Raw genomic sequence first — 24,488 nt, 5'->3', positions numbered from 1 at the left:
CATAATCCAAAATTAAAACAGTAAATATTGTGTTTGCAATTGATTGGGTATTATACTATACAAATAGAGCAATATAGAAAGGTCCGATACGGTATCGTCCAATTACTATGAAAGAAGGATGAAATATGGATAGGAATGAATTTACCTGTTATCTGCAAAGCCAACCGATTGTGAATTCCCATTCGCACCATCTGCCTGATAAAGACCAGTATTCGTTGGCCCTTGAGGCTGTTCTTCGCAATTCCTATGTAAACTGGTGCGGCACACCTATTCCCTCTGCAAATTCCAAAGAAGATATCGCCACATGGCTGGACGCCGTGCGTACCCGTAGTTATTTCGTCTGGCTGGAAAAGGCTATCATGGATTTGTATGGTATAGAGGAACATTTGGATGTCGAAAGTTGGATAACCTACGATAAAGCTATACGGTGCTCTCATCAAAACAAGGATTGGCATATTCGCCTGCTTCGAGAAAAGTGTGCCTATAAAGCAATAGTGCTCGATACATTTTGGTCGCCAGGTGAGGATAACGGACATCCCGATCTGTTCAAGCCCGCATATCGCATCAACAGTTTTTTCTACGGCTATAACCAAACAGCGAAGGATCACAACGGGAACAATATTCAGGTGATGTATAACCGGGACATAACAGACATAGACGAGTATACGGACTTTATATACCAAGTAATACGAGATAAAAAGCAGGCTGAAAGCGTAGCCTTAAAGTGTGCTCTTGCCTATGACCGCACCCTGGCTTTTGGAGAAACTGGGAAAGAGCAGGCACAAAGGGCGATGGTAAAAGATGCAGATGCAGTAGATATAAAGTACTTTCAAGATTATGTTTTTGATTGCGTATGTAAGACCGCTGCGGAACTTAATATACCAATACAAATCCATACTGGGCTAGGCTTAATGACTGGCAGCAACGCAATGCAGTTACAACCGCTGATCGCCCGCAACCCTCGTACAGCATTCCTATTAATGCACGGCAGCTATCCTTGGATTAGCGACATCACTGGGCTGGCACACGCTTATTCAAACGTGTGGGCTGACCTATGCTGGCTTCCGCTTATATCTCCTGCTGCCGCACACCGCCTGTTACACGAGTTGATCGACGTGTGTGATGCCAATCGTGTGATTTGGGGATGCGACACATGGACGAGCGAAGAAAGCTATGGTGCACGGCTTGCGTTCCTTAATGTGTTATCCCGCGTGTTGTGTGAACGGGTTGAGGCCGGTCTCATGCGTGAACACGATGCCCGTAGATATGCGAAAGCAATAATGCATGATAACGCCGCAAGGGTATTCGGCATATAAGTACAAAATCATGGGATGATTTTGCAACCTTGGTTATTATCATGAGAAACTATGGCGTCGGAAAGACTATAATTTATAGAAATGAAACAGAACACAGGCACTTCGCCTATGATGTGCCTGTGTTCTGTCTTATATCCTTTGGCTTTATATAATGCTAATTCACTAATTCACGCTAACTTGTGGATAATCACTGGAATTCGAATTAAAATTCCTTGCGATAGCTACAAAATCCATTATATTAATACAATTATCCTTATTAAGATCGTACTCGTACTTAAATCCTGCATCCTTATAGTTAGTATTGAATTCTACCGCAATCTTAACAACATCCTCCATATTTATCATATTATCCTGCTTGAGGTCACCTGCCCATAATGTGACTGGCTTTTCCTTAGAGCTTACGTTTACATCGGATGTTACCTTGGAGATTTTAATATCCCTCGTTAGGTAACCCGGTTTGCTAACCCTTAAGGTATAACCTGAAAGGCTCTCCTTCACATTAGTAAGAGTAAAGGATCCATCAATTTTGGTAGTAGCATAAACATCACTTCCAACAATTTCTACCCTGAAACCCTCATTTATGCCTGAACTTTCCATTATATTCCTGATATCTGTTGATATGTACCCTGTAATATTATACTCTCTCACTACTTGATTAACAGTTACCTTTTGTGTGGCGGTTGTTTTATTACCGCTTTCATCAACAGCTGTCCATGTAACTATGGTTGTTCCTACTGGGAATAATGCAGGTGCATCATTTGTGATTATCACCTTTGAAGCATCAATAGCTTCAGCATTACCTATATTTACAGATGTAAGTGCATCTTGAGATTCAACGGTAATGTCGGTAGGTACTTTTAATACAGGCGGCGTTGTATCTGTGTTCCCAATATCCGAGCCTGATATCGCAGCCTTATAACTTGAATTACTCCTTGTACCGAATGCATTGGTGCTGATTATTTCCAAGTTATGATTTCCTTCTTTAAGGCTAAATATAATATCAAATTTATCGTCTTTATCTGTAGCTGCACTTGCAACCAACTTTCCGTCTATATAAGCTTCAACAAAGTTACCTGCATCTGCAGTTCCTGTAATTTGTACCTGGCACTTATCATCTGCCATAAACTTACTGACATTATTGACTTTAGGACCAGCAGGTACTCTGGTATCAATGACTATGGATACTGGAATATCAATACAATATTCTGAATATCCCAATGAATAAGGCCCATTGTTTTCACCACCAATATACTTCCACCCATATACACTGTCGGTAACCGATAAGTTTTGGATAAACATTCCCAGATCAGGATTTAAGTTCCTACCCTTTACAGTCACTCTGACCTTACCGTTGTAAATTCCATCAGGAATATTGTCCTTAAATTCCACGGAAGCCATTACCAAAGCCTGCATACCCTTTGGAATTCCTGTTGTTATTCCACCTGTAACGTCAGTTCCGTCCTGACCTTTGAACGAAGATGACGCAAGTGTTATATCCTTACCCTCAACATCTTTAAAGTCTAGAACCTCAAAATGTACCTTGTCAATATTGTTTTGGTAAGAGCTTTCAAATACATTCACAGTAAATTGAGGCTTTTTAGAATCACTGAGTATCAGCCTTGCAATATCCACATCAGGTACCGAGCCGATATTGCCAAGTTCTACAATCTCTAAGGAGTAATCCTGTTCCACTTCGCTTTCCGGAAGCTTTACTACAATCTTGTAAGGTCCGTTAATCGGGTTCATTATAACAATCATGTCATTGTCATTTCTTAATGAACTTACTTCACAGTTGGAAATTTTATTTTCATAGCTTTCTCCGTTTACTCCTACATGTTTTCCAAACTTGTCATATACATGAAGCTCCAATTCGGAAGGATTCTTTGCTGCAACCAATAGCCTCAGTTCCTTAACATTGCTGCCGGGAATATATTCTCTCACATCCTCTTCCCCTGGCTTTATGGTTCTTCCCATTGGTTGTACAACCTTTATATTCTTTCTTAACGAAGCCACCTGCTTATCATTTCCTGCAAAGAAATGGGCTATGTATGGTCCTTTAGGATCTCCAATGGTCATGGTTCCTGGCTCTGACAGCTTTATTGAGAAGACACTTCTATAACCTGAAATATCTGTAAGTGTCGAACGCTTCACTTTAAACGGTATCTTTATTTCAACTGTTTCACCGGGCTTAATGGATACAGTCTCTGATACGAAGCTTCCATAAAGCAGTTTTCCTCCAAAGACATCCATATTTATAAGTGCTGACACAGCTCCTGTATGAGTGTTCTTAAGTACCAAAACAGCTTCCCCTGTGCCTTCCTTTTCTTGACCCGAAACATTAACATCCTGCACTGAAATACTCACTACATCAACAGGCAGCGGCGGGTCAATCTTTCTCCAGATATCTACATTGGTAATAACATTATTGGCAGCCTCTGCAATTCCAAGACTTCTTGTATAGGAAAGCCCTGTTCCTACCACCATATTGGCAAGACTTCTGGCAATCCTTTGAGTCATTATAACCTCTGTGTTATAGATGCTCATTTCGGTGTTGTTCATTGATTCCACCAAAAGATCATATCCATAAGAAGGTATCATTGATATAAGTGCACCGATAGGATGTAAGCCCATCACCATGTTATAAGGCTGCAATAATATTGCATTTATTGCATACACAGAAGCCTTTGCCACATTAAAGGTTGCCCTGTCCGAAATGACACCATACCCTTTTCCTGTATCCTCCAAAAATTTCAGGTACTTTTCTTTCATAACTGTGAGGTCCTTGTTCTCTGGATGCACCTCATCTCCGTTACTGTTTATTATATTTACATTCTTGTACCTTCCAAAACCCATGTAAGGATCATCTTTAGTTCCTGCAATGGACTCAATCTGATCGTTTAGGTCTTTAAAGTACTTTATAAGTACGTCTGTAGGATAATACGAAGGTGTATCGCCTCCTGAAATATACCCTCTGACAATATTAATTGAATGCTGGATCATAGCACCAGAAATCTGTTTCAAATTACCTATATCTTTATTTATGTATTCTTTTCTGAGCTTTAAATCAGGGCTTACACTCAAATCATACCCGTCAATATCTTCGAATGCCTCGTCATAATTGTGGTCTCCTTTAAGATATTCCTCATATGCCGAATACATTCTGTTGGTAGTTAAAACATTGTAAAGCTCCATTTCCAAAAAGGCTTTTATTATATATTTAGTTCGTTGGTAGGTGTTCTCCGGCATATTGTTCATTATCTCGTTCAATCTTCCCTGTATTTGAGTTGAATCTTCCATTGCATAGGTATCTTCCGGTGCACCACTTGATGAAGCTTTCCTTTGATTTTCAACCATTTTTACAAGTGCTGTAAATAGTGCCTGCCTTACTGCTTCGTTATTATTTACATCCAGGTCCTGCATGCTGCCTAATCCATTATCAAGAATACTTTGGAAATTATCTCTGTTTATTAATATACTGCTGTTCTCCTGCTGCCTGCTTACCATATTGCTGATATCCCTGCTGCTGACTGTTCCCATACCGACAATATCCCTAATATTTTCTCTCTCCACAGCCCTTCCGTTTTCCATGACAGTGTAATGGGTAACTACCCTAATTCCGCTGCTTGAATCATCTCCTGTGCCAAGACTTCTTGGAGTATAAACCATTTTCAAAATAATGGATGAGTTATTGCTATTCACTTCCTTTTTTGATCCTGTAGCATAGAAGTTTCTTACAGGCCCGAGTATCTCAAAGCTAATCTCTCCCTGGTCGTCAAGGCTAAATGTTCTTCCTGCCATATTACTTCCAACTACTACACACTTGTCCTGATACGTGTTTTTAATATCTCTTTCAAAGTCATTATAGGTATCAGTTGTAACTCTATTATCAACCATAGGTATGAATACATTACCTGTAACATTTATAGGATTGTTCTGCTTGAACAGCCTCTTGTTTAAATAGTTATAGTGATCTGAATCCGGGTGTGTAACCACAAGGTACTTTAAGTTGTCTATAGCATCTATTCTGCTAAAGTCTGCCCTTGTCAAAGGATATTTCCCTTTGCCCGCACCAGCATCTATAAGCATTCTGTTTCCGCCTGCTTCTATCAGTATACAATCCCCCTGATCCACATCAAGGAATGAAACCTTAGCTGCCAATTGGTTTGTAGCATTATTGTATATATAAGTCTCAACATTACCGTTCTCGTCAGTCATATAAGTGGTTGTCCCTGATGCATCAAGCCTTGAAAGCGTTTCAGCATGAGGGTGGTTATAGTCATTTACCTCTCCTACAGAAATCACAGACTCATCCGGGGTTACATTTTGTAAAAACTGTGCTTGTGTTGAATCTCTGCCTCCATGATGTGCAACCTTTAAGGTATCGCTGTCAAGTTTATCAAGGCTTCCAGTTGCTCTGAGGTTTTCCATTAATGCATTTTCTGCATCACTCTGGGCATCTCCTGTAAACAATACTGAGTATACCTTTCCATAATTTCTTTCTTCTTCATCCTCTTTAGGCCTGGTTTCTGTTTCGGCTTCAGTCTCAGTTGCCGAGTCAACAGCTTGCTGCATTGCCTTGTCGGCTTCACCTATGAAATTATCGAGGTTATACCTCACGTTTTCAATGTTCTGCAGAGCATTTTTAAGATCAATAAGACTGTTACAGTATGACAGTGAGCTGTCTAAGAGTCCCATATAACTGTCAATAGATTCAAACAGTCTTCTTCTTCTCTCAGCACTTCCATCTAACTCCCCTATAGTTGACTTAATATTTTCGAGCTTGGGCTCTATACGGGCCCTTATTTGGGTAACTTCACTGGCATAGCTTGAAACACTAATATCAGGATTTCCCCAATAGCTCTCTGGCACATAGATAACATTTCCACTTCTGTACGGCGTTTCTATCACATCCGGTCCAGCAGGCTGTTTCCCATTCCTTAGCTTCCATCTGTTAATGTAATCCGATGTAATGTAAACCGTATTTCCATCTCTATAGATACCCTCATCATTGGGTGCATTATTTATGTCGCTTATCATTTCAGGATTTAATTGTCTGGCCGTACTTCCCTCTGTATAGTACGAAGCATTCTCATTGACTCTCGTTATTACACGCTCACTTCTGTCAATGTCTTCTCTTATCTCGGTAAAACTTTCACTTAAGCTGACTAATCGTGAACTTCTGCCATCTGAATCGGCATAACCAACTTCTACCCTGTTACTTACTCTGACACTCCATGAATTATAGCTTCTTTCTGTAATAATAGTCTTACTTCCAGCAACATAAAGGGTAGAACTTCCTGAATGTCCGAGACTGTTACCGGTTTCACGCTCCCAAGTCTGTACAAGTCTTTCAGTGACATATATTGCTTCAGAGTGCTGTACAATGGTTCTATCCTCTTGTATCCTGTCTATAATATACCTGTAAAGGTTATCTGCTTGACTTCCTGAAACTATTTGGAAATCAGACAGGTTCTTGGTAACAGCCGATATCTTTGATACTGACTGCTGGATATACTGATTATATAATTCGTTTTCCACTTCATCCATCAGTTTTCTGATGTTTTGATAAATACTTACTGCAGTCCCGATTCTATTGACAGTAGCAGAAATATTATTGACTATCTTAAGTGCCTTATTCACATTTTCAATTATTCTACTGTTCCCAAGTTTACTGGCAACCCTAACACTGTTAGCTGCATCGCTTATCCTAAGTGCATTGTTTGAAGCGGATTTGGCTAAATCATTGAGGCTTAAGAGCAGATTAACGCCGCTATAAATAGAGCCGAACCCTACGTTTATAAGATCTAAAACTGCCGAGAATCTCCTGTTGGAATCAAGGTCTTTTACGTACTCCATAGTCTCAGTCATAGCCCTTGCAAGGTCATCTGTATTTTTGTCTATAAGTACGCCCATGTTACCTTTAAGCCTCTCCAACTGTCTTTCAAGCTCTATAAATTCGCCTGGGCCGGTAACCTTGTCAAACTTTAAAGGAGTAATTATGATTTTTCCTGATGACTTTTGCTCTATGACCTCGAAGTTTGTACTCTGGGCAAGATCAATAGGACCTGTGGTTGAAATCCTGTATTTTGCTGTAACAGTTTGACCGGGTAAAATATCCCCCAACTGCAAGTATGTTACATTATAATCCCAGGCTCCGTCCCCCACTTTTCCTCCCAGTATATTTATACTTTCCGAGCTCCTTATTCTTGGAGGTAAAAGTTTTAAGCCCCTGGATTTACCCAGGCCTGCGTTTGTTGCCTTAGCAGTTATTTCATAGATAGTATCTGAAACTTTTTCAAACTCATAGCTCAGGTATATCTTTGAAGGTGGTTCAATTTCAACAGTTCTCGGCTTTGATATTCCGCTTACAGTATCATTACCCTTTTTAAAGTTGTACCTTACATATATAAATGTCTTTCCTATACCATCACCCGGGTCTTGGTCATAGTCCATTTCACTGGTCTTTCTTTGGAGCTTGAAGCTTACTTCCTCTCTTGAATTTGGAGCTAGTGAATCAATGTATACCCTGTCTGATTGTGTTATACCCATAACAGGATTTCCATCTTTATCTACCATGCTTTGGCTGCTGTAAATATTAAAGTACTTGTTAAGAAGCTTTGCTCCTTCAGGAGGTCTTCCGTCACTTAGGAGTTCCTTGTCTGTAATTATGAGCTCCAAGCTTGCATCCCTTATTTCATCTAGCTTAGATGGATTGAAAAGAACAAAGTCGGTTCCAAAAACCTCATCAGACTGAACAGCACCCTGCGAGAACTCAAAGCTTCCAAGGGCCTGGCCCATCTTTTCAGGTTCATCCGGAGCATTCATGCCTATAAAGTCAACAAAGCTCTTGCTTAAATGATAAATACGGGGCTCATAATCCTTCATTCTTACTGGGTTAAACGCCGCTCTTATGGGTACCGTATTTTCCTCATAATCATTGAATTCTTCGCACCACATGTCGTAAGGTTTGAAGAACACCCTTACAGGAACTTTCAACGTGACAGCTTCTTCATATCCATATTCGTTAGTCCTTGTTCCCTTAAGAAGCAATGAAAGACTGAACTTGTAGCTTTTGCCATAGAACTTTGGAATCCATATGCTGGTGCTCGGGTACTTGTTGTCTTCTCCATCACTGTATCTTATTTTAAATGTCTGTTTCGCAGCATCATATGAAAGCTTATTAATGTGATCTCTTGAAATATCATTTTGGCCTTTTATCCAGTAATCAAACTGTCTCTCTGACACTCCTGCAGGTACTTTGACAAGGTATATACCAGCCTCTTCGGTAGCCTCTACAGTCGCTATATCGTAGATCTTTGGATCATCTATGTATATTTTGAAGTCTTTTATTTCCCCGGCTTTAAAATCCCCAAGCTGAAGGGTTTTGCTGTTTACCGCTCCCTTATCGAGTACTGCATAGCCATCGGGCAGTGTTTCATCATTATAGATTAGCTGTGCCTCTACATTATAGACCGACTGGAACACCGATTGGTTCTTTATGGCTACAACAGTAGACATGTTTCTCAACATCTGACTTGTGTAAAGCTCATAACCCGGAACATTGCTCACAAGCTTCGGTATTATAGGTGCAGGTCCTAAAAGTGCTTCTATAACTGGCTCTCTAAGCTGGCCTTCTGTGTTCTCGGCCTCTTTTATTGTCTCTACATTCCACTGGAAGGAGAACGGCATTGTCTCCAGCTTTACCTTCTGCGGCTCAAAATCTATGATAGCAGGCACCTCAAAGCTGGTCTCAAGACTCTTATGATAAGGAGCCTCGACCTTTAGTGTATAAACCCCTGCAGGGATGTTCTCAAATTTGAAGGTTGAGTCCTTACCCTTTACCGGAACATAAAGCTCGGATTTCACCTTTTGCAGGCCTTTTGTCGTCATGGGGCCTATAAGCTCTACCTTTGCATTTTCCACAAGGTATGAATCCTCATCAAGTGTCTGTATTACAACCGTTCCAATGCTTGAAGCTCCAACATAAACATTTATCGGTATCTCGGTAATTCCCCCATTGGACTTAATGGTAATTACATCATTATATATACCGTTTTGGACATATTCATCAGGGGATATATTGACGTTCACTACTGCATGACCGTTTTTATCCCTTAGTGAAAGACCTTTGTTCAAAGGAAGCACCAGATCGGCCCCAGATGTTGTTATAAATACCCACGGCAGTTTTTTGGGACCTATAACCTCTATATTCTTAATTGATGCTGTACCTGTGTTTGTGATTCGCATAAGAGAAGTCACAGTATTTCCAGTCCTAAGGGAAGCATTTACTTCATTTTTGATAATGCCGCCGTCTTTATCATCCTGCCCAACCAATACTTCAACTTTCTGAATTGCAACTGCCTTAACAGCATATACTTCAAGGGTTACCGACTTGCTGTAGCCCTCATTACTATTTACTGTAAATTCCAGGTACTTAGCCCCAGGAGTAACAGATTCATTGAAATCCACATGAAGCGTAACATCAGTGCTCTTACCCGCTTCTATTTTTTCCGGCACTTCTCCGATGATTTGTGCGGTCATTCCATCACCATCAGTAAGCCACTTTTTACTTATCTTAACTCCTGTTAAAGGAAGAGTACCCACATTTCCTATTGTAACGGGTATTTGGATATCATATCCTGCAGTAAGCTCAGTCTTTTTCCTTGCCTTTACCAAAAGCCCTTCAACGTAAAATACCGCTGGTTCACTTGCCTTTACGGCACCGTTTACCTTTGCTACTGACTTTAATGAATAGCTTCCGCCATAGCCCTCATCAAGCTGGAAAATGTAGTTGAATTTTCCTTCTTCATCAGCTTTTACATTAGCCTTCCATTCCTCTTCACCTACAATGTTAACGGTCACATCAGCTCCCTGAATTGGTGTTCCGTCTTTATGGGTTATTCGACCTGATATATAAATAGGCTCATCAGGGCCAAAAGTCTTCTTGGATGCGTTTACTGCTACATGGTAGTCTTCAATAAACCTTAAAGGTACGGTGATACTCTTTTGCTCTGAACCATAAGATACAGATATAACTGCACTGTAGATACCCGGGGCAAGCTTGCTATCCGGGCCTTCGGAGTTAACCCTGTACTGGAATTTTCCTTCTGTCAGGTTATAACTCATTACTTTTACAAATTTAAGATCCTCCGGTTTAAATCCTTCTTCCCCGTCAGTCACCTCATACATATAAACCGAAGCTGTAACACTTTCTTTCTTTCCAAGAGGCCTCCAAGGTTCATCGGTAGAGGTAACAGCAACACTTATCAAAGGTTTTTCCTCTACGGTATAGGCATCGTTAAGTTTATCCGCTTTAAGGTTTAAAATTCCATTTACCTTATAGTCTGTTGTATATTTTGCGTTGTTTCTATCTTTGAGATAAATACTGCTGTAAGCGTCTGCATAGGCTGTCATTTTGTAAGCTGCCAATGTAGGGGTATATATAGCATTCCAGGTTATTACCCCAGATGCCGTATCCCCAGGCTGCATGACTTTTGATAAAACAAAGCTTCCAACAAGCTTTTCATTTATATATAAAGTAGTAGTAAAAGGCTTATTTATTGCAGCATTTCCCTTATTCTTAAGTCTGATTGTACTTGTAACGGTATCTCCAAAACGTACTGAGCCTTTCTCTGGGCTGTTTTCTATGCCTTCAATAACCAGATCCGGAAGAAGCACATTTAATTTGGAGTATATAAACCTTGTTTTGTTGTTGTCTTCATCTGCTTCATTTATTTCATTGCTCTCATCCACTACTGCTTCAATGTACTGAGTTCCCGGAACAGGTCTATCCCAAGATAAGGACACAAAACTACTCTGTCCTACGGTAAGACTAGTATATTCCTTTGTGCCTATATAGGCATCATCGGCATAGAAACTAACCTTAAACCCTTTATTTACTGCTGCATAACCGCCATTTAGTATGGAAGCGGTTATGACTATCGGCTGTCCAGGCTGCAAATTGCCGTCTTCCGGATTACAGGAGAGCTTTTCTACCTTGAGATCTGGGTATCTGAACCTGATCTTAGGTGTTGTTATTTCTTTTGTGTTGTCAGTCTTATCGCCTTCAACTATATGTGGTATCGGTCCATCTGCAACAACCTTGTATTTATGGACACCTTCCTTAACGACATTAAATTTAAATGTCAGAGTTGTTTTATTTGATCCTTCAGACTGTGACAAGCCATTAACCATCTGGGTTTTTATAAGTTCACCATCTTCAAACAGTGCAACCGAGAACTTGCCGGCCTTAGAAGATCCATTGTTTTCTACAGTAACTGCAAGGCTCACTTCCTCATTCCAATCGAAGATACCCTCCTCATTTCCAGACCATTTAACTTCTGCTACCTTAAGGTTGGGGAATAGAGCAGTCTTGGTATCTATGGGCCTACTTAGCTGGTTGTTGTCAAAGTCTGCCTCATCCACAGGATGACCCATATCATTGGCTATAATGGTTAGCATGTGGTTTCCTACTGTATTTTTCCAGCTGAAACTAACCTTCTTGGTTTCCCCGGGCTTTATCTTCTCAGTTATCTTTACATAGTTTTTGTAAACACCATCAACATAAAATCCTACCAAAAACGGTTTATCCGTTTCAATATATCCTGCATTATATACCGAGCCTGTAACAGAAAGTAATTGGTCTTCCTTGGGTGAATCGCTGTCAAGAACAATTCCGGTAACTCTAAGGTCAGCCCTTGTTTCATTAACGGTAATCTGCATCTGCGATACAGTTTCTGCACCGTTATTGTCCATCACGGTCAGATTAACCTTGTAGGTTCCTGAATGCAGGTACTTATGGCTTGGTGTAACCCCTGAAGCCGTTTCTCCATCGCCAAATTCCCAAATATAGCTTTGTATATATCCATCCTTGTCATATGAACGTGACCCGTCAAAGTGAGCGGGTTTCAAAACGTCCTCAGAAAAGTCCACACCGGCATCAGCATAAGGCTTGCTGTTTATGCGAACTACTGCATCTTTAGAAGCTTCTTTTAAAGTGCTGCCCGAAACTCTTGCAGTAACGTTGTATTTTCCGCCCTTACTATAGGTCCAGTCAATGTAGACATAGGTTGTGAGAAGTGGCTGGAGGCCGCTGAAATTTGCCTGACCAATTTTTATCTCACCCTTTATGTCACCGCCTGCAGCAAAGAACTCAACAGTACCGCTTTCTATATCATTGCCTTTGTTTTCAACCTTGGCCCTTATTGTAAAGGTATCACCTTCATCAGGATAGTGACCCACGTCATAATAGACCTTCTTCTTAATCTTATCCAGATCCTTCTGATCAACGTCATAAATGATTTGGGAGTATTCTACAGCACTTATTACGGAACCGGATCTGAAGTCTACGGTATAGACAGGTTTATGGTAATACCTTGCCTGGCTTTCTGGGTAGCCTTGTGGCTTAACATTATATACAGGTATCTCATCTACGATGTAGATATTACCGCTATCCTTCCAGCAGTTTACTTTACTTAAAGTAGCTATTTCATTTTTCTCTGTGTATACCGCTCTTGTAACACTGCTTACATTGGCTTTTGGCATCGGGTCCTTAAGCATAAGCACCTGGTACCTTGGAGCACCCTGTGCATCAGGGTTACCTGTGAGGGCCGGAACTTCAAACTTAAGCAGGCTTTCACCTATTCCCGGCTGTTTTAAAATATTAAGGCCCTGCGGAACGTATATGGGTATCTGCATTCCTGTCTTTAGGTTCAGCAGATAACTTGGGAAGCCTGTATCTCCGACGTTTACAAGGGTAAGGGAGTTATCAGGATCATTGGGATCGGACAATACGTTATCCTTCCCGATTATTTCAGTTGTAACCCCTGTAATTAAAGGGTTCAATTGCACTCCTTTATAATCCTGATGATGGAGGGTTGCCTTGAAGTTCTTAAACTCTCCCTCTAATGGCTTGCCGCTAGGTCCTTCATCATACATTTCCCATCTGACCATCCAGTACCCGCTAACCTTGCTGCGTGGCTTGATGTCGCCTAGACTAATCTTAAAGCTTGTATCGGTGCTTAAGCCAAATGATGTTCCTATTATTTTAAAGTTTGTATCAAGGCCTATTCTGTTTGAGCTTATTTCAATCTGACCTGATTCAACTGTAAGGTTTTTTGCAATTCCATCACCTGTATTCTCTGCAATAATCCCCAGCCTGAAGGGAACCCCTGCAGTAATTTTCTGAGGTATATAATAATGAAGCTTTATTTTAGGCTGAGGATAGATTGTTATCTCCTCTGCTTTTGTAGTAGTTTCTACATACTTCCCATTAAGATAGTATGAAATGACTGCTTTTGCCAGATAAACCCTACCTGAAAGATTAGTACCTCCTAAGCCTTCACCCGGTATAAGCTGCCATGTGGACAGCATTCCCTGGCCTGATGCGAGGCTCGAAGAGCCGTCTAGGCTTGATATTCCCGAAAGGCTTGTCGGAATAATAAAGTTCTTGTTTGTTACGTCGTTTCCTTCAGTGTCGGTTATCTGCACCCTAACAGACAGATTCTGCAATGAATAAACCGGATAACCGTTTGTTACCTTCAATGTTGCGTTAAACGCCTGCCTTTCCAAAGTCGCAGTCTGGTCAAGCTTTAAAGCAATTATTCCGTTAACAGTTCCGCTGCCTGAACCTCCTCCAAAGCCGTCCATTGAATTTAAATAGTCAAGCTCCTCCATCTGGCCCTCAGGCATCTGTATTTCTTCTTCCTTAGTACCTCCAAGACTTGGAATGGTTATTGCCACCTTGGCCTTCTGTTCTCCAGGATTGCAGAGTGCAAGGTTTGTCTCTACCTTACCTGGAGGATCCATTGGAAGCCCTGTATCATTATCAAAGCTTACATAGTTACCCATTATATGGATCCTGTTAGGAGCCTTATCCTCCTGTCCAAAATCTTTTATGCCAAACTTAAGGTTATAGTAGCCCGGATCAACCTTTATCTTTATCTTTGTGCTTCCATGTGCAGGAATTTCTCCAATATATCCTCCGCCAACAATACTTATACCGGTATCCTTGGAGCTTTCACGGATTACTGTAGCTACTGCATCTATTATAGGTACCATACCAGTATTTATAACGGTAGCTTCCAGATAAACAGGACCGGTTACCTGTTTGGGTATGGTAATCCAAGGCGGCACAAGTCCAAACTTAGGCGTTGGAATATTTGCCGGTGTAAAGTTCATTTCCAGCTTAATATCATATTTATCCTGTATAGTTGTAGGAACCACTGTCCATTCAATCTGAACCGGCATTACTTCCATCTTTACTTCTACCATAGAAGCCTCAGATTTAGGCATTATATTTGCAGTTCCTGAAAGCTTGATACGTCCCTGTGCCTGTACGTAATATGTATACTCACCTATTGGTTTATCTTCAAATGTAACAAATCCGTTTACATCTGTTCTTCCGTAGAAGTGCTGATAATATGTTATTTCCTGCCCGTTTCTCGACTGGATATAAGGGTCTTTACCTACAAGGTTGATCTCTGCACCTGCAACGCGTGCACCTGAGTCATCCGTTACAAGGAATGATACCGAGCCTGTGTTGATGGTGGAAACCTCCGCTGCTACTGTGACAACTGCCTTATATTTGCCGTCCGTCACCGTAATAACATCCTGATACTGTCCAAGTGCTGTTCCCTGAGGCGGATTTATTGAAATACTAAATCTGGTTTCCTCACCTGGGGCAAGGCTTGTTTTTCCTAAATTAAATGGCTTAATCCACGGTATTGAAGCGGGTGCCTCAAGCCTTATGTTGTTCATAGTCCCAAGGCCCTTATTAATAACCTTTACAGTCCTTATAATATTTGAACCAGGGTTAACACCTATATCAATTCCCTTTGGATCAGTAACAGGTATCGGCACTGCCGGCCTTAAATTTAGCTTTATCCTTGATATGGTGCTTGGACCTTCCGAGCTGCTGAATATAATCTCATACTCAGCTGTATCCGCCACATCAAGTGGTGTGTTGACGTTTAAAACAACACTGCTGGACTCTCCCGGATTTAATGTGGATTTAAGTGTTGATGTATCTATTACAGCATTAACCTTACTATTTGGAGTCAGGTTTCTAAGTACCGCACTTAAGCCGGTAAGGCTTGCTTCTCCGGAGTCAGCAGTATTCTTAATGCTTATAACCCTTGAGAACTGCGAGTTCTTTGATGCAGTAACTGAAAGATTGGAAGGTGAAGCAGTCATACCATATACCGTAAATGTGGTAAAACCTGCCCCGCTTAAAAGCTTGTCAAAGGCAATTATATAAGCGTTCCACTTCCCTGCTTCTGCTGTAACAGGTATGAAATCGTGTTTAAAGTGACCGTTTTCATCTGTTTCCAGGGTCAAAATATGTTCTGCCTTCCAAGGCCTTCTAGGATCATCCGATTCAGGCTCGAGCTGTAAATCCAATACTAATTTGGAATTTGCAAGAGGCTTGCCATCCTTGTATTTAAAGTAACCCGATATATGCACTTTATCGTTGGCATTATAATTTTGTTTTTCGGCTTCTATTGTTATGTCCAGATCCTTTTGTAAAAGAACCCCCAAGTTGCAGGTAGTTGTATAAGATTCAACCGCATCTCCTGCTTCAATACTAAGATTATATACTCCAGGTTTTAATAATTTAAGCGGCAGCTGTCCCTTATAAGTTCTTGTAACAGGATCAAATCCTATTATGTCAGATAAAACAACATTTTCACCCTGTTTTAATTCGTATCTTGCATATATATCGCTCTCAGGGCCTAAAAGTTTGTTTTTGTCACTTGCTTTTCTGGCGGATACAGTCATTGGCATATAATCTTCAATCAGGGAGCACAGGACATATCCAAGATCCTCGCTTATATCCTCCTCATTCGGATGAGCCTCTATCACAAGTCTGTCCGCTACTTCAAAGCTTCTTTCCCATGTTCGTCTTACTCCATCACCAATAGGTGATTGCCTAACCTCATTAAAGTTGTCTACAACTATCTTTACATTGTGTATACCTGTGTCCTTAGGTTCCCATTTAATACCCACTATAGCTGTGCTGTGTCCCCTTAAGCCTTCAACAGCACTTCCTGCCACAGCCTTTCCATCAACATAAAGCCCAACATTAAACTTGTTAAAGATTGATGTTACGCTTTGATTGCTGACACGAACAACAAAGGAAACAGGCTCTCCATACCTTACATTGAGCGGCGACCACTGGACATCAGTTATATTAAGATCAGGATATATTATATTAAGGTTTGAAACTGCAGCCTCAACATGTGCACCATAAACGCTGTTTGTAACAGTGGAATCAGGATCGGCTGTTATGCTTACAGTATGAGGTCCAGGCTGTACATACCACCTTGTCCACAGTTCCTTTTCCTCTCCTGCATTCAGTCTGTCTATGTTGAAGCTTCTTATAATCTGTCCATCAACCTTGAAATCTACCTTAAACTTATGGGTAATATCTACAGTACTTGTGTTTACAAGCTTTGTCTCATATGTCAGAGATGTTCCGTCTGTAAGTGTAGTTTCCTTCGGCAGCCATGTTATTGGGCTTAACGAGAGGGTGGGATAAGTTACTGTAAACTCTGAGGTTGTTACAGTTTTTATATTATTATCCCTTATTGGCTCGACCAATAAAGGCGAAGGATCATCTGCCTTTATTGTGACCTCATGTTTACCCGAAACAGGCTTAACTGAAAATACCAGCTCCTGGCTTGCTCCTGGTCCTAAAAGATTGACATTCTGCTTTGCAACCCACTTTCCGTCAATATAAAGTGAAACAAAGAATTTCTCTGCATTTGCATTTCCTACATTGGAAATAGTCGTTCTGTATACAAATGGACTCTCACTTTCAATATCGGTTTTATCCGGCGACCATGTTATTTTATCCACTCTTACATCGGGGAAGCTTACCTGTTTTGATGTAAGTACGGCAGTTGCAGTATTGTTGGCCTTTGATGTTTCTTTAAGGTTGTCTAAGATATCATTAGCCACTACCTTAACAATATGCATACCAGGTGTTGCTACCCAGGAGAAAGTAACATCAATACTTGAACCTTTTTCAATGTTTTTGTCTACCCTTGTGTACCCAACATACTGGTTGTCAATATAGAATCCTGCCAAAAAGCCTACTGTACTTGGCCCTTTTCCTGTATTGCCTATTGTAGCTGTAATGTTCACAACATCGTTTTCTTTAGGATCGGTTGGATTCCATTTGACTTCCGATACCACAAGGTCAGGCCTGCTGTCATTAACTGTTATCCAAGCTGCAGCCGCTCCTTCTGCCCCATTGTTGTCTGTCACCGTAAGTGTAACCTGATATTTACCTGGTGTCTGGTACATATGAGTTATCTGTGGCCCTTCCCTCAGGCTGCCGTCACCCATATTCCATTTGTATGCTGCTATGCTTCCGTCGCTATCCTTGCTCAATAAGCCTTTTGCAGTGAATAATTCACCTGAGTTTATAACTTGCGGCAGCTCCGCTGCTGCTTGGGGTGCAAAGTTTAAACCGCACTCAGTTTCTTTAAGGTTATTGCTTACATCCAAATCGGATATATCTCCTGATACGTCTGCAACTGCCTTTATTCTAACAGGTGCCTCAGTGCCGTTTTCAGGCACCCAATTGATACTTGCTTCTGCTTTTGTAAATGAACTTACTTCTATACTGGTATTTCCCATCAACTTCCATAATTCTCCATCATTTATGTAGAATGTAACGTTTCCTTTTGCCCTTGCATATCCGTTATTTTCTACCAGTGCACTTATTTGAGAAGTTCTGCCAAAGATAGGAACCTCAGGATTAAACGTGATTTCCCTCACTGCAAGGTCGCATACCGCTGTCGGTACTCCTGTTACTTGATTTGAAGCATCGCTCTTATTTCCTGCACTGTCAACAGCTTTAACAATATAGAAATATGCCAAACCGTTTGTGAGGCCTGTATCTCTGTAAACAAGTGATCTTGATTTTGCAACAACGGTAAAAGGCCCTCCGCTCTCTGTAGCCCTCAATACTTCATAGTAGTCAATATCCAAAGAACTACTTTTTAGCCATGTGAGCCCTATTTCTCCACCTGTCTTAGGATTCTCTGCTGAAAGACCCTTTGGTGCTGCTGGTGCTTCACGGTCAATAATATATTTCTTAGTAAATGATGCCTCAACACCGCCTTTATTTATAGCTGTAATGCGAACAGCATATATTCCTGCCGGTTGATTTGATACATCAAAGTTCAGTTCTGAGCTAAATGTATTTGTCAAATCCATACCGTTTATAACGCTTGGATCCTTAAACTGAGGTAAAATGTCCTCACCTAAAATCTGCCAAGTTTCATTGCCTGTAGGCTCACTATCCAAAGATTCCCCAAGATATGCATACTCGTACAATACCTTAACTGCTACAGGGTCATTAATTGTTGCCTTTAATGGTATGCTGTAATTCCACCTGCTCATTTCAGCGGGTTTCATTTCAGAAATAAAGGGTTTTGTTGTCTCCTGCATTGCATGAGTGCTAATCTTCGGATCAATATACGTATCTTTTGAATAATCATAGCTTGGAGCACTCTCCCTGCCAAGATCATTCACAACAGATACCTTGTAGTAGTATGCCTTGGAAGGATCCTTCATATAATCTATATACAGATTGGATGTTGTATTGGAAACAATCTTTCTCCACTCCCCATCCTTTCCTTCTTTTCTGTATAATACATAATGGTCAAAATCCGATCTTACTACAGGTGACCAGCTCACAATTAGCTTCCACTCTTCGGCACCCACATATATTTTTTCAGGTGCTGCCGGAGGATTGTTTGCCAATATATATGTCTCTATCCTCTCCGATTTGTTGTTGTTTTTATCTGCCGCAACTGCCTTTACCTCGTACATGCCGTCAGCATAGGCTTCTACACCTTCAGCCGATACCGAAAGGGTATCCCAGCTTATAACTGCATCGTTCTGGCTCTGATTGTCCACAGTTGCAAATATGCCCCAATCCCCTGCCCCCTGAGGCTTTCCGTTGTCATCCAGCTTTCTTAAATAAACTTCATAGGTTTTAACACCTACATTGTCTTTTGCATGAAGCCTAATCTGGGCTTTTCCTCTTAACACACTTCCGCCTGCAGGCTCAAATTTATCTATGACAGGAGCAGTCAGGTCATTGCCCGGTCTTAACTTTTCAATGTTTGAACCTTCACTTCTGTTGCTCAACTTATCCACGGCAACTACCTTATAAAAGCTGTCCTTATCTAGTGGTGCTGTATTGTCAACATAAATTTTCCCCTCTACCCTTGCAATCTGCTTGAATGAACCAGGGTCAGCTCCATTAGTTCCCCTCCACACCTCAAAATAATTAATGTCGCTGTCGGTATCTCTAACCTGCCAGGTAAGGGATATCTTTAGCTCGGAAGAGCTGGCGGCAAGTAATGGAATGCCTGGAGGAGTATTATCTATTGTGTATACTGCAATCATCTCACCTTTATTAAGATAATCATCCTGTGCAACCGCCTTAATTCCATAAACTCCATCAGATACGGAGGCTGCTGTATCCCAGGTAATAGTTCCGGTTACTGTAGTCCCAAGGCTAATCCACTTGTCTATATCATTATTTGATTTATAGAAAAACTCAATATTCTTAACGTTGAAGTTATCTATGGCAATAGCACTTAAGTTAACTCTTCCTTTAATTTTGCTGCCGTCCTGGGGTATTATGGCTTTAACCACAGGAGGTGTTATATCTGCTTTTACCTTTACCACTTCACTTAATGCCGGCTCACTTTCATGGCCATATTTATCAATAGCAACTACCTTATATGTATATGTACTTCCTACTCCAACCTTAGTGTCTGTGTAAGAAAGTAGCTTTGTTTTTGTAACAGGCTCATAGTTTATACCGTCTGTGCTTCTATACAAACTGTAACTGTCAAGCTCACTGTCCTCCACCTCTGTCCAGCTTAAATCAACCTTAAGTTCTCCTGCAATTGCTGTAAGCTTGCTTGGAGCATCAGGCGGTGTATTTCTTATTTTTATGCTGATTTCATAATCGTGGCTATAATTGCCTTCCTTATCATATGCAACAGCCTTTATTTCATAACTCCCGTCTGCCATATCCTTTGTGTTCCATTCAAAATACGAACTATAAACAGTACTTCTTTGAGGCAGCAGCATTGACGTTCCAATATCTTTCCATTCATCAAGTCCTTTTTTATAGTACAGCTTTATTTCGGTTACTCCTACGTTATCCTGTACTCCATAGAAAAGCTTCAACAACTCTCCTTGACGTGAAGCGGTAAGGCTTGTGATGGAAGGACTCTCACTGTCGGGTAAAGGTTTGGCAGTTAAAGCAGTTGATAAGCTTCCCTCATTTCCATAAATGTCAACAGCAGACACCTGGTACTGGTAATCTACATCCTTTAATACATTTATGTCTTTGATTCCTGTAACCTTCACATTATCAAATATAACCTTCAGTTCTTCCGCGGCCATTTTTCTGTATACTCTGTAATATGCAATAGTCCCCTTAGGTGCAGTCCAGCTAAGGTTTATCTCAATCTGACCTGCTGATGAAGTAAGGCCTGTTGGTGCTTCCAAAAGATCAACAAGAGCAGTAAATCCTGTTTCAGCCTGAGTGAGGCTGGTCTTTCCTTTTAACATGAACTTATGCTCACCAGGAGTTACATTCTTTACATACCTCCATGTGATTATGGTATCTCCATTCTGATCAGCTTTTCCACTTACAAGATAAACTCCATCAATGTAAAGATCTACTGCTTCTAGAGGCTTAAAGCCTTTACCGCTAAAGGAAAGCTGTGCCTCCGGTCCTGCCTTTTGAGGAGTAAGCAGCAGCGTAGGTGTAAAATTAACTGTGGTAACCAGCACCGGTTGTGATAAAGCACTCTCATTACCCAAGTCATCTAACGAAGAAACCGCATACTCATAAGATTTACCTATCTCAGCGTTGTAATCGCTGTAAGTGAGTATATCTGAAGCTAGAGTGTCTATCCTTGCAAAGCTTTCATTTTCTTTTTTACGGTAGACTCTGTATTTTGACAAATCTTCTGCAGCTACTTTATTCCATGAAATAACATTCCTTCCTGCAGCAGCAGTTGCTGTAACTCCTTGCGGCACCCCAGGTGCTGTGTAATCAAGGGTTATGGAATATGTTACAGTCTCAGATTTATTACCCTCTTTATCCAGTGCAAATACTCTAAACGAATACCTTCCGCTTATGCTGTCATTACTAAAGAGTGTCTGTGCCTTGAATTCCTTTATGCCTTCATCATATGAAGCGTCAGCTTCTGCTACCTTTGTCCATGTGCTTCCTTCATCTCCGGAACTCTCAAACACAAATTTGCTTATTACACCATTATCTGTACCGTTTGCCTTAAGAGCAACATATCTGTTGGACAGCCTGGATCCGTCAGCAGGCTGGAATAAAGTAATCCTTGGTGGAATTTTATCGGTATTTGTTGTACCGCTTACCGTTGTCATGGGGCCCTCATTACCCCATATGTCAACAGCACTTACTGCAAAATACATTGTTGTTCCGCTTAATATATCATTTCTGGTTGCTTTGGTTGCGTTTTTAACATTTGCCCAGAAATCAAGTTTGCTGCTTTCATTTCCTACATATATCTTATAATATGAAGTCCCATCAGATTTTACCGGACTCCAACCTATATCAATACTGTATATTCCCGGTACTGCCTTCACATCGGAAGGTGCATCAGGAACTGAAGGTGTACAAATAAGCTCAATGCTTGCACCCGATTCATTTCCAGATGTATCTGTAGCCTTAACAGTATAAGAATATGCCTTATTCTGTGTTAATCCGCTATCCGTATAGCTAAGCTTATCAGTTGTCGCTATGAGGTTATTGCCGTCACGATATATGTTGTATCCCTTAACAGCCACATTATCACTTGATTTATCCCAGCTTATTGTGACAGATGATGCTGACTTTGTAGTGAGCACCACATTAACAGGTATAGTTGGAGCAATGATGTCCTTCTCTGTCATTGCATAAACTGAATCACTGACACTTGAATAGTTATATGCATCATCAAAAGCCCGTACATAGTATTTATATGTAGTGTAAGGTTTTAGCTCTTTATCTGTATAAACATTTTCGGGTGCTGTTCCCACCAATTTGTCATCACGGTATATTTCATAACCTTTAACAACAAAGTTATCACTTGATTTTTCCCATATAATTTTTATAGTTTTTACAGTTACCTCTGATACTGTAGGCTTACCCGGTGTAGTTGGCACATCAATATCACCGGCTGTTTTCTCATACAGAGGAACACTGTATTGTGAATAATTCTTCATTGCATCAAAAGCCTTAATCTGGTAAGAGTAGTTTGTTGCAGGAGATAATCCTTTATCGGTAAAGGTCAGTCCCTCTGTTGTAGCAACAACTTTCTTGTCCCTGTATATTGTATAACCTGTAACCGCTACGTTATCTTCAGCAGCCTCCCAGGAAATAGTAATTGATTTGTCGGATTTTGATACTGTTTTTAGCCCTTTAGGTTGAGTCGGCGGCTCCGGATCGGAATATGTTTTGTCTGTAACAGAGTTGCTCTCTTGTGACTCGTTACCGAATATGTCAAAGGCCCTAACGGTATATTCATATTCCGAATCAGGCTCAAGTCCTCTGTCAGTATAGCTTGTACCTGTTGAATTTCCCACTATGCTGCCATTACGGTATATATTGTAGCCTGACATTTTTACATTATCTGTTGAAGGTTCCCATGTGAGGGTTATTGTATAGTGTGATTTGTCCAAAATCTTAAGATTCGCAGGAATTGTCGGGGCCTCGCTGTCTAGCGGAGATTCTATAAGCTGATTCCATACAGACATTGAGGTGAAGGAATACCCTGTATCAATAGGCTTTGTAACTTGTAATATATTGAATTTGGAATAACCCGGATATTGGAAATCTACCTTTTGTACACCGCTGCCGCTTAATATAACTTTGTGGGTTCCTCCTGCTGCAAAATTATACCTATAGTCAGAATAACTGCCATATGCTCTTTGTATAAAATCTCCCTTTAACTCCATTGTACCTGCAGTAAGGTAACTTGAATGATTACTATACGAATAGGTTGTAAATGCACCTTCTACCCTAACATAATCCTCTTTATTCGTCATAGCCAATACAGCAGACACATAGCTTCCGTTGTTCTCTATCCTGTAATCCTTCTCTACTATAAGCTGACCGCCATTTATATTCATGGTTCCGCCTGTCTGTATCAAATTGCCTTTAATTGTGAGCTTATAGCCATTCAGATTTATGCTGCTTCCGGCAAGATTAAGGTTTCCCGCAATAATAGTATCTTCATAAAGCGTCCATTCCCTTGCATTTACTGTCAATGAAGGCATTAAATTGCCGTTTGTCACAAGTTTATTTGCACTAATATCACTTGCAAACGCTATCTGTCCTGATGTATTCTTTATCTCCAATATATTAAAGCGAGATGAAGCAGGATATTGGAAATCAACCTTTTGTGATGTTGTCCCACTTAGTATTACTTTGTGTGTTCCTCCGGCATTGAAGTTGTATCTATAGTCAGTATAATTGTATGCCCTCTGCACAAAATCACCTTTTATTTCCAAAACACCTGCCGTCAAATGTTCTGAATGATTGTTATATGAAAATGTTGTAAAGCTTCCTCCCACTTTTACAAAGTCTGCTTCATTTTTCATCAACAAATTTGCAGATACATAACTTCCATTGTTCTCTATCCTGTAATCCTTTGCAATTATCAGCTGTCCCCCATTTATGTTCATGGTTCCGCCTGATTGAATTACACTTCCTGCAACAGTTAATTTGTAACCATTTAAATCAATTGTACTTCCTGCCAGATTCAAGTTCCCTGATATTACAACATCTTCGTTAAGTACCCAATTCATGGCATTTACTGTAATATTATTTAATGTATTTACATTAGTTATAAGCTTGTTTACATTGAGATCACTAACAAACACTAACTGTCCTGATGTATTCTTTATCTCCAATATGTTAAAGTGAGAAGCGGCAGGGTACTGGAAGTCAATCTTTTGTGATGCTGTTCCGCTTAATATTACTTTGTGTGTTCCTCCCGCACTAAAGTTATATCTATAGTCTGAATAACTGTATGATCTCTGTATAAAATCTCCCTTTACTTCCATGATACCTGCTGTTAAGTTTTCAGTATGGTTATTATATGAATATGT

2 protein-coding genes are annotated in these 24,488 nt (G+C 40.5%); one reads left to right on the top strand and one right to left on the bottom strand.

What is annotated here, in order from left to right:
- The first annotated feature begins 125 nt into the window (after nucleotides 1-125).
- Nucleotides 126-1,316 (top strand): amidohydrolase family protein, encoded by a 1,191-nt coding sequence (locus VIO64_RS13035; protein ID WP_331918886.1) that lies wholly within the window; start codon nucleotides 126-128, stop codon nucleotides 1,314-1,316.
- 162 nt (nucleotides 1,317-1,478) lie between these two features.
- Here VIO64_RS13035 and VIO64_RS13030 read toward each other — a convergent pair whose 3' ends face one another.
- Nucleotides 1,479-24,443 carry a CARDB domain-containing protein gene (locus tag VIO64_RS13030; RefSeq protein WP_331918884.1) on the bottom strand — a complete coding sequence of 7,655 codons (22,965 nt, stop codon included), beginning with the start codon at nucleotides 24,441-24,443 and terminating at the stop codon, nucleotides 1,479-1,481.
- Nucleotides 24,444-24,488 lie beyond the last annotated feature (45 nt).

The sequence above is a fragment of the Pseudobacteroides sp. genome, from assembly GCF_036567765.1.
In the GTDB taxonomy this organism is placed as follows: Bacteria; Bacillota; Clostridia; order Acetivibrionales; family DSM-2933; genus Pseudobacteroides.
Note: the sequence above shows the minus strand (reverse complement) of the source record. Positions and strands in the feature narration are given on the sequence as shown.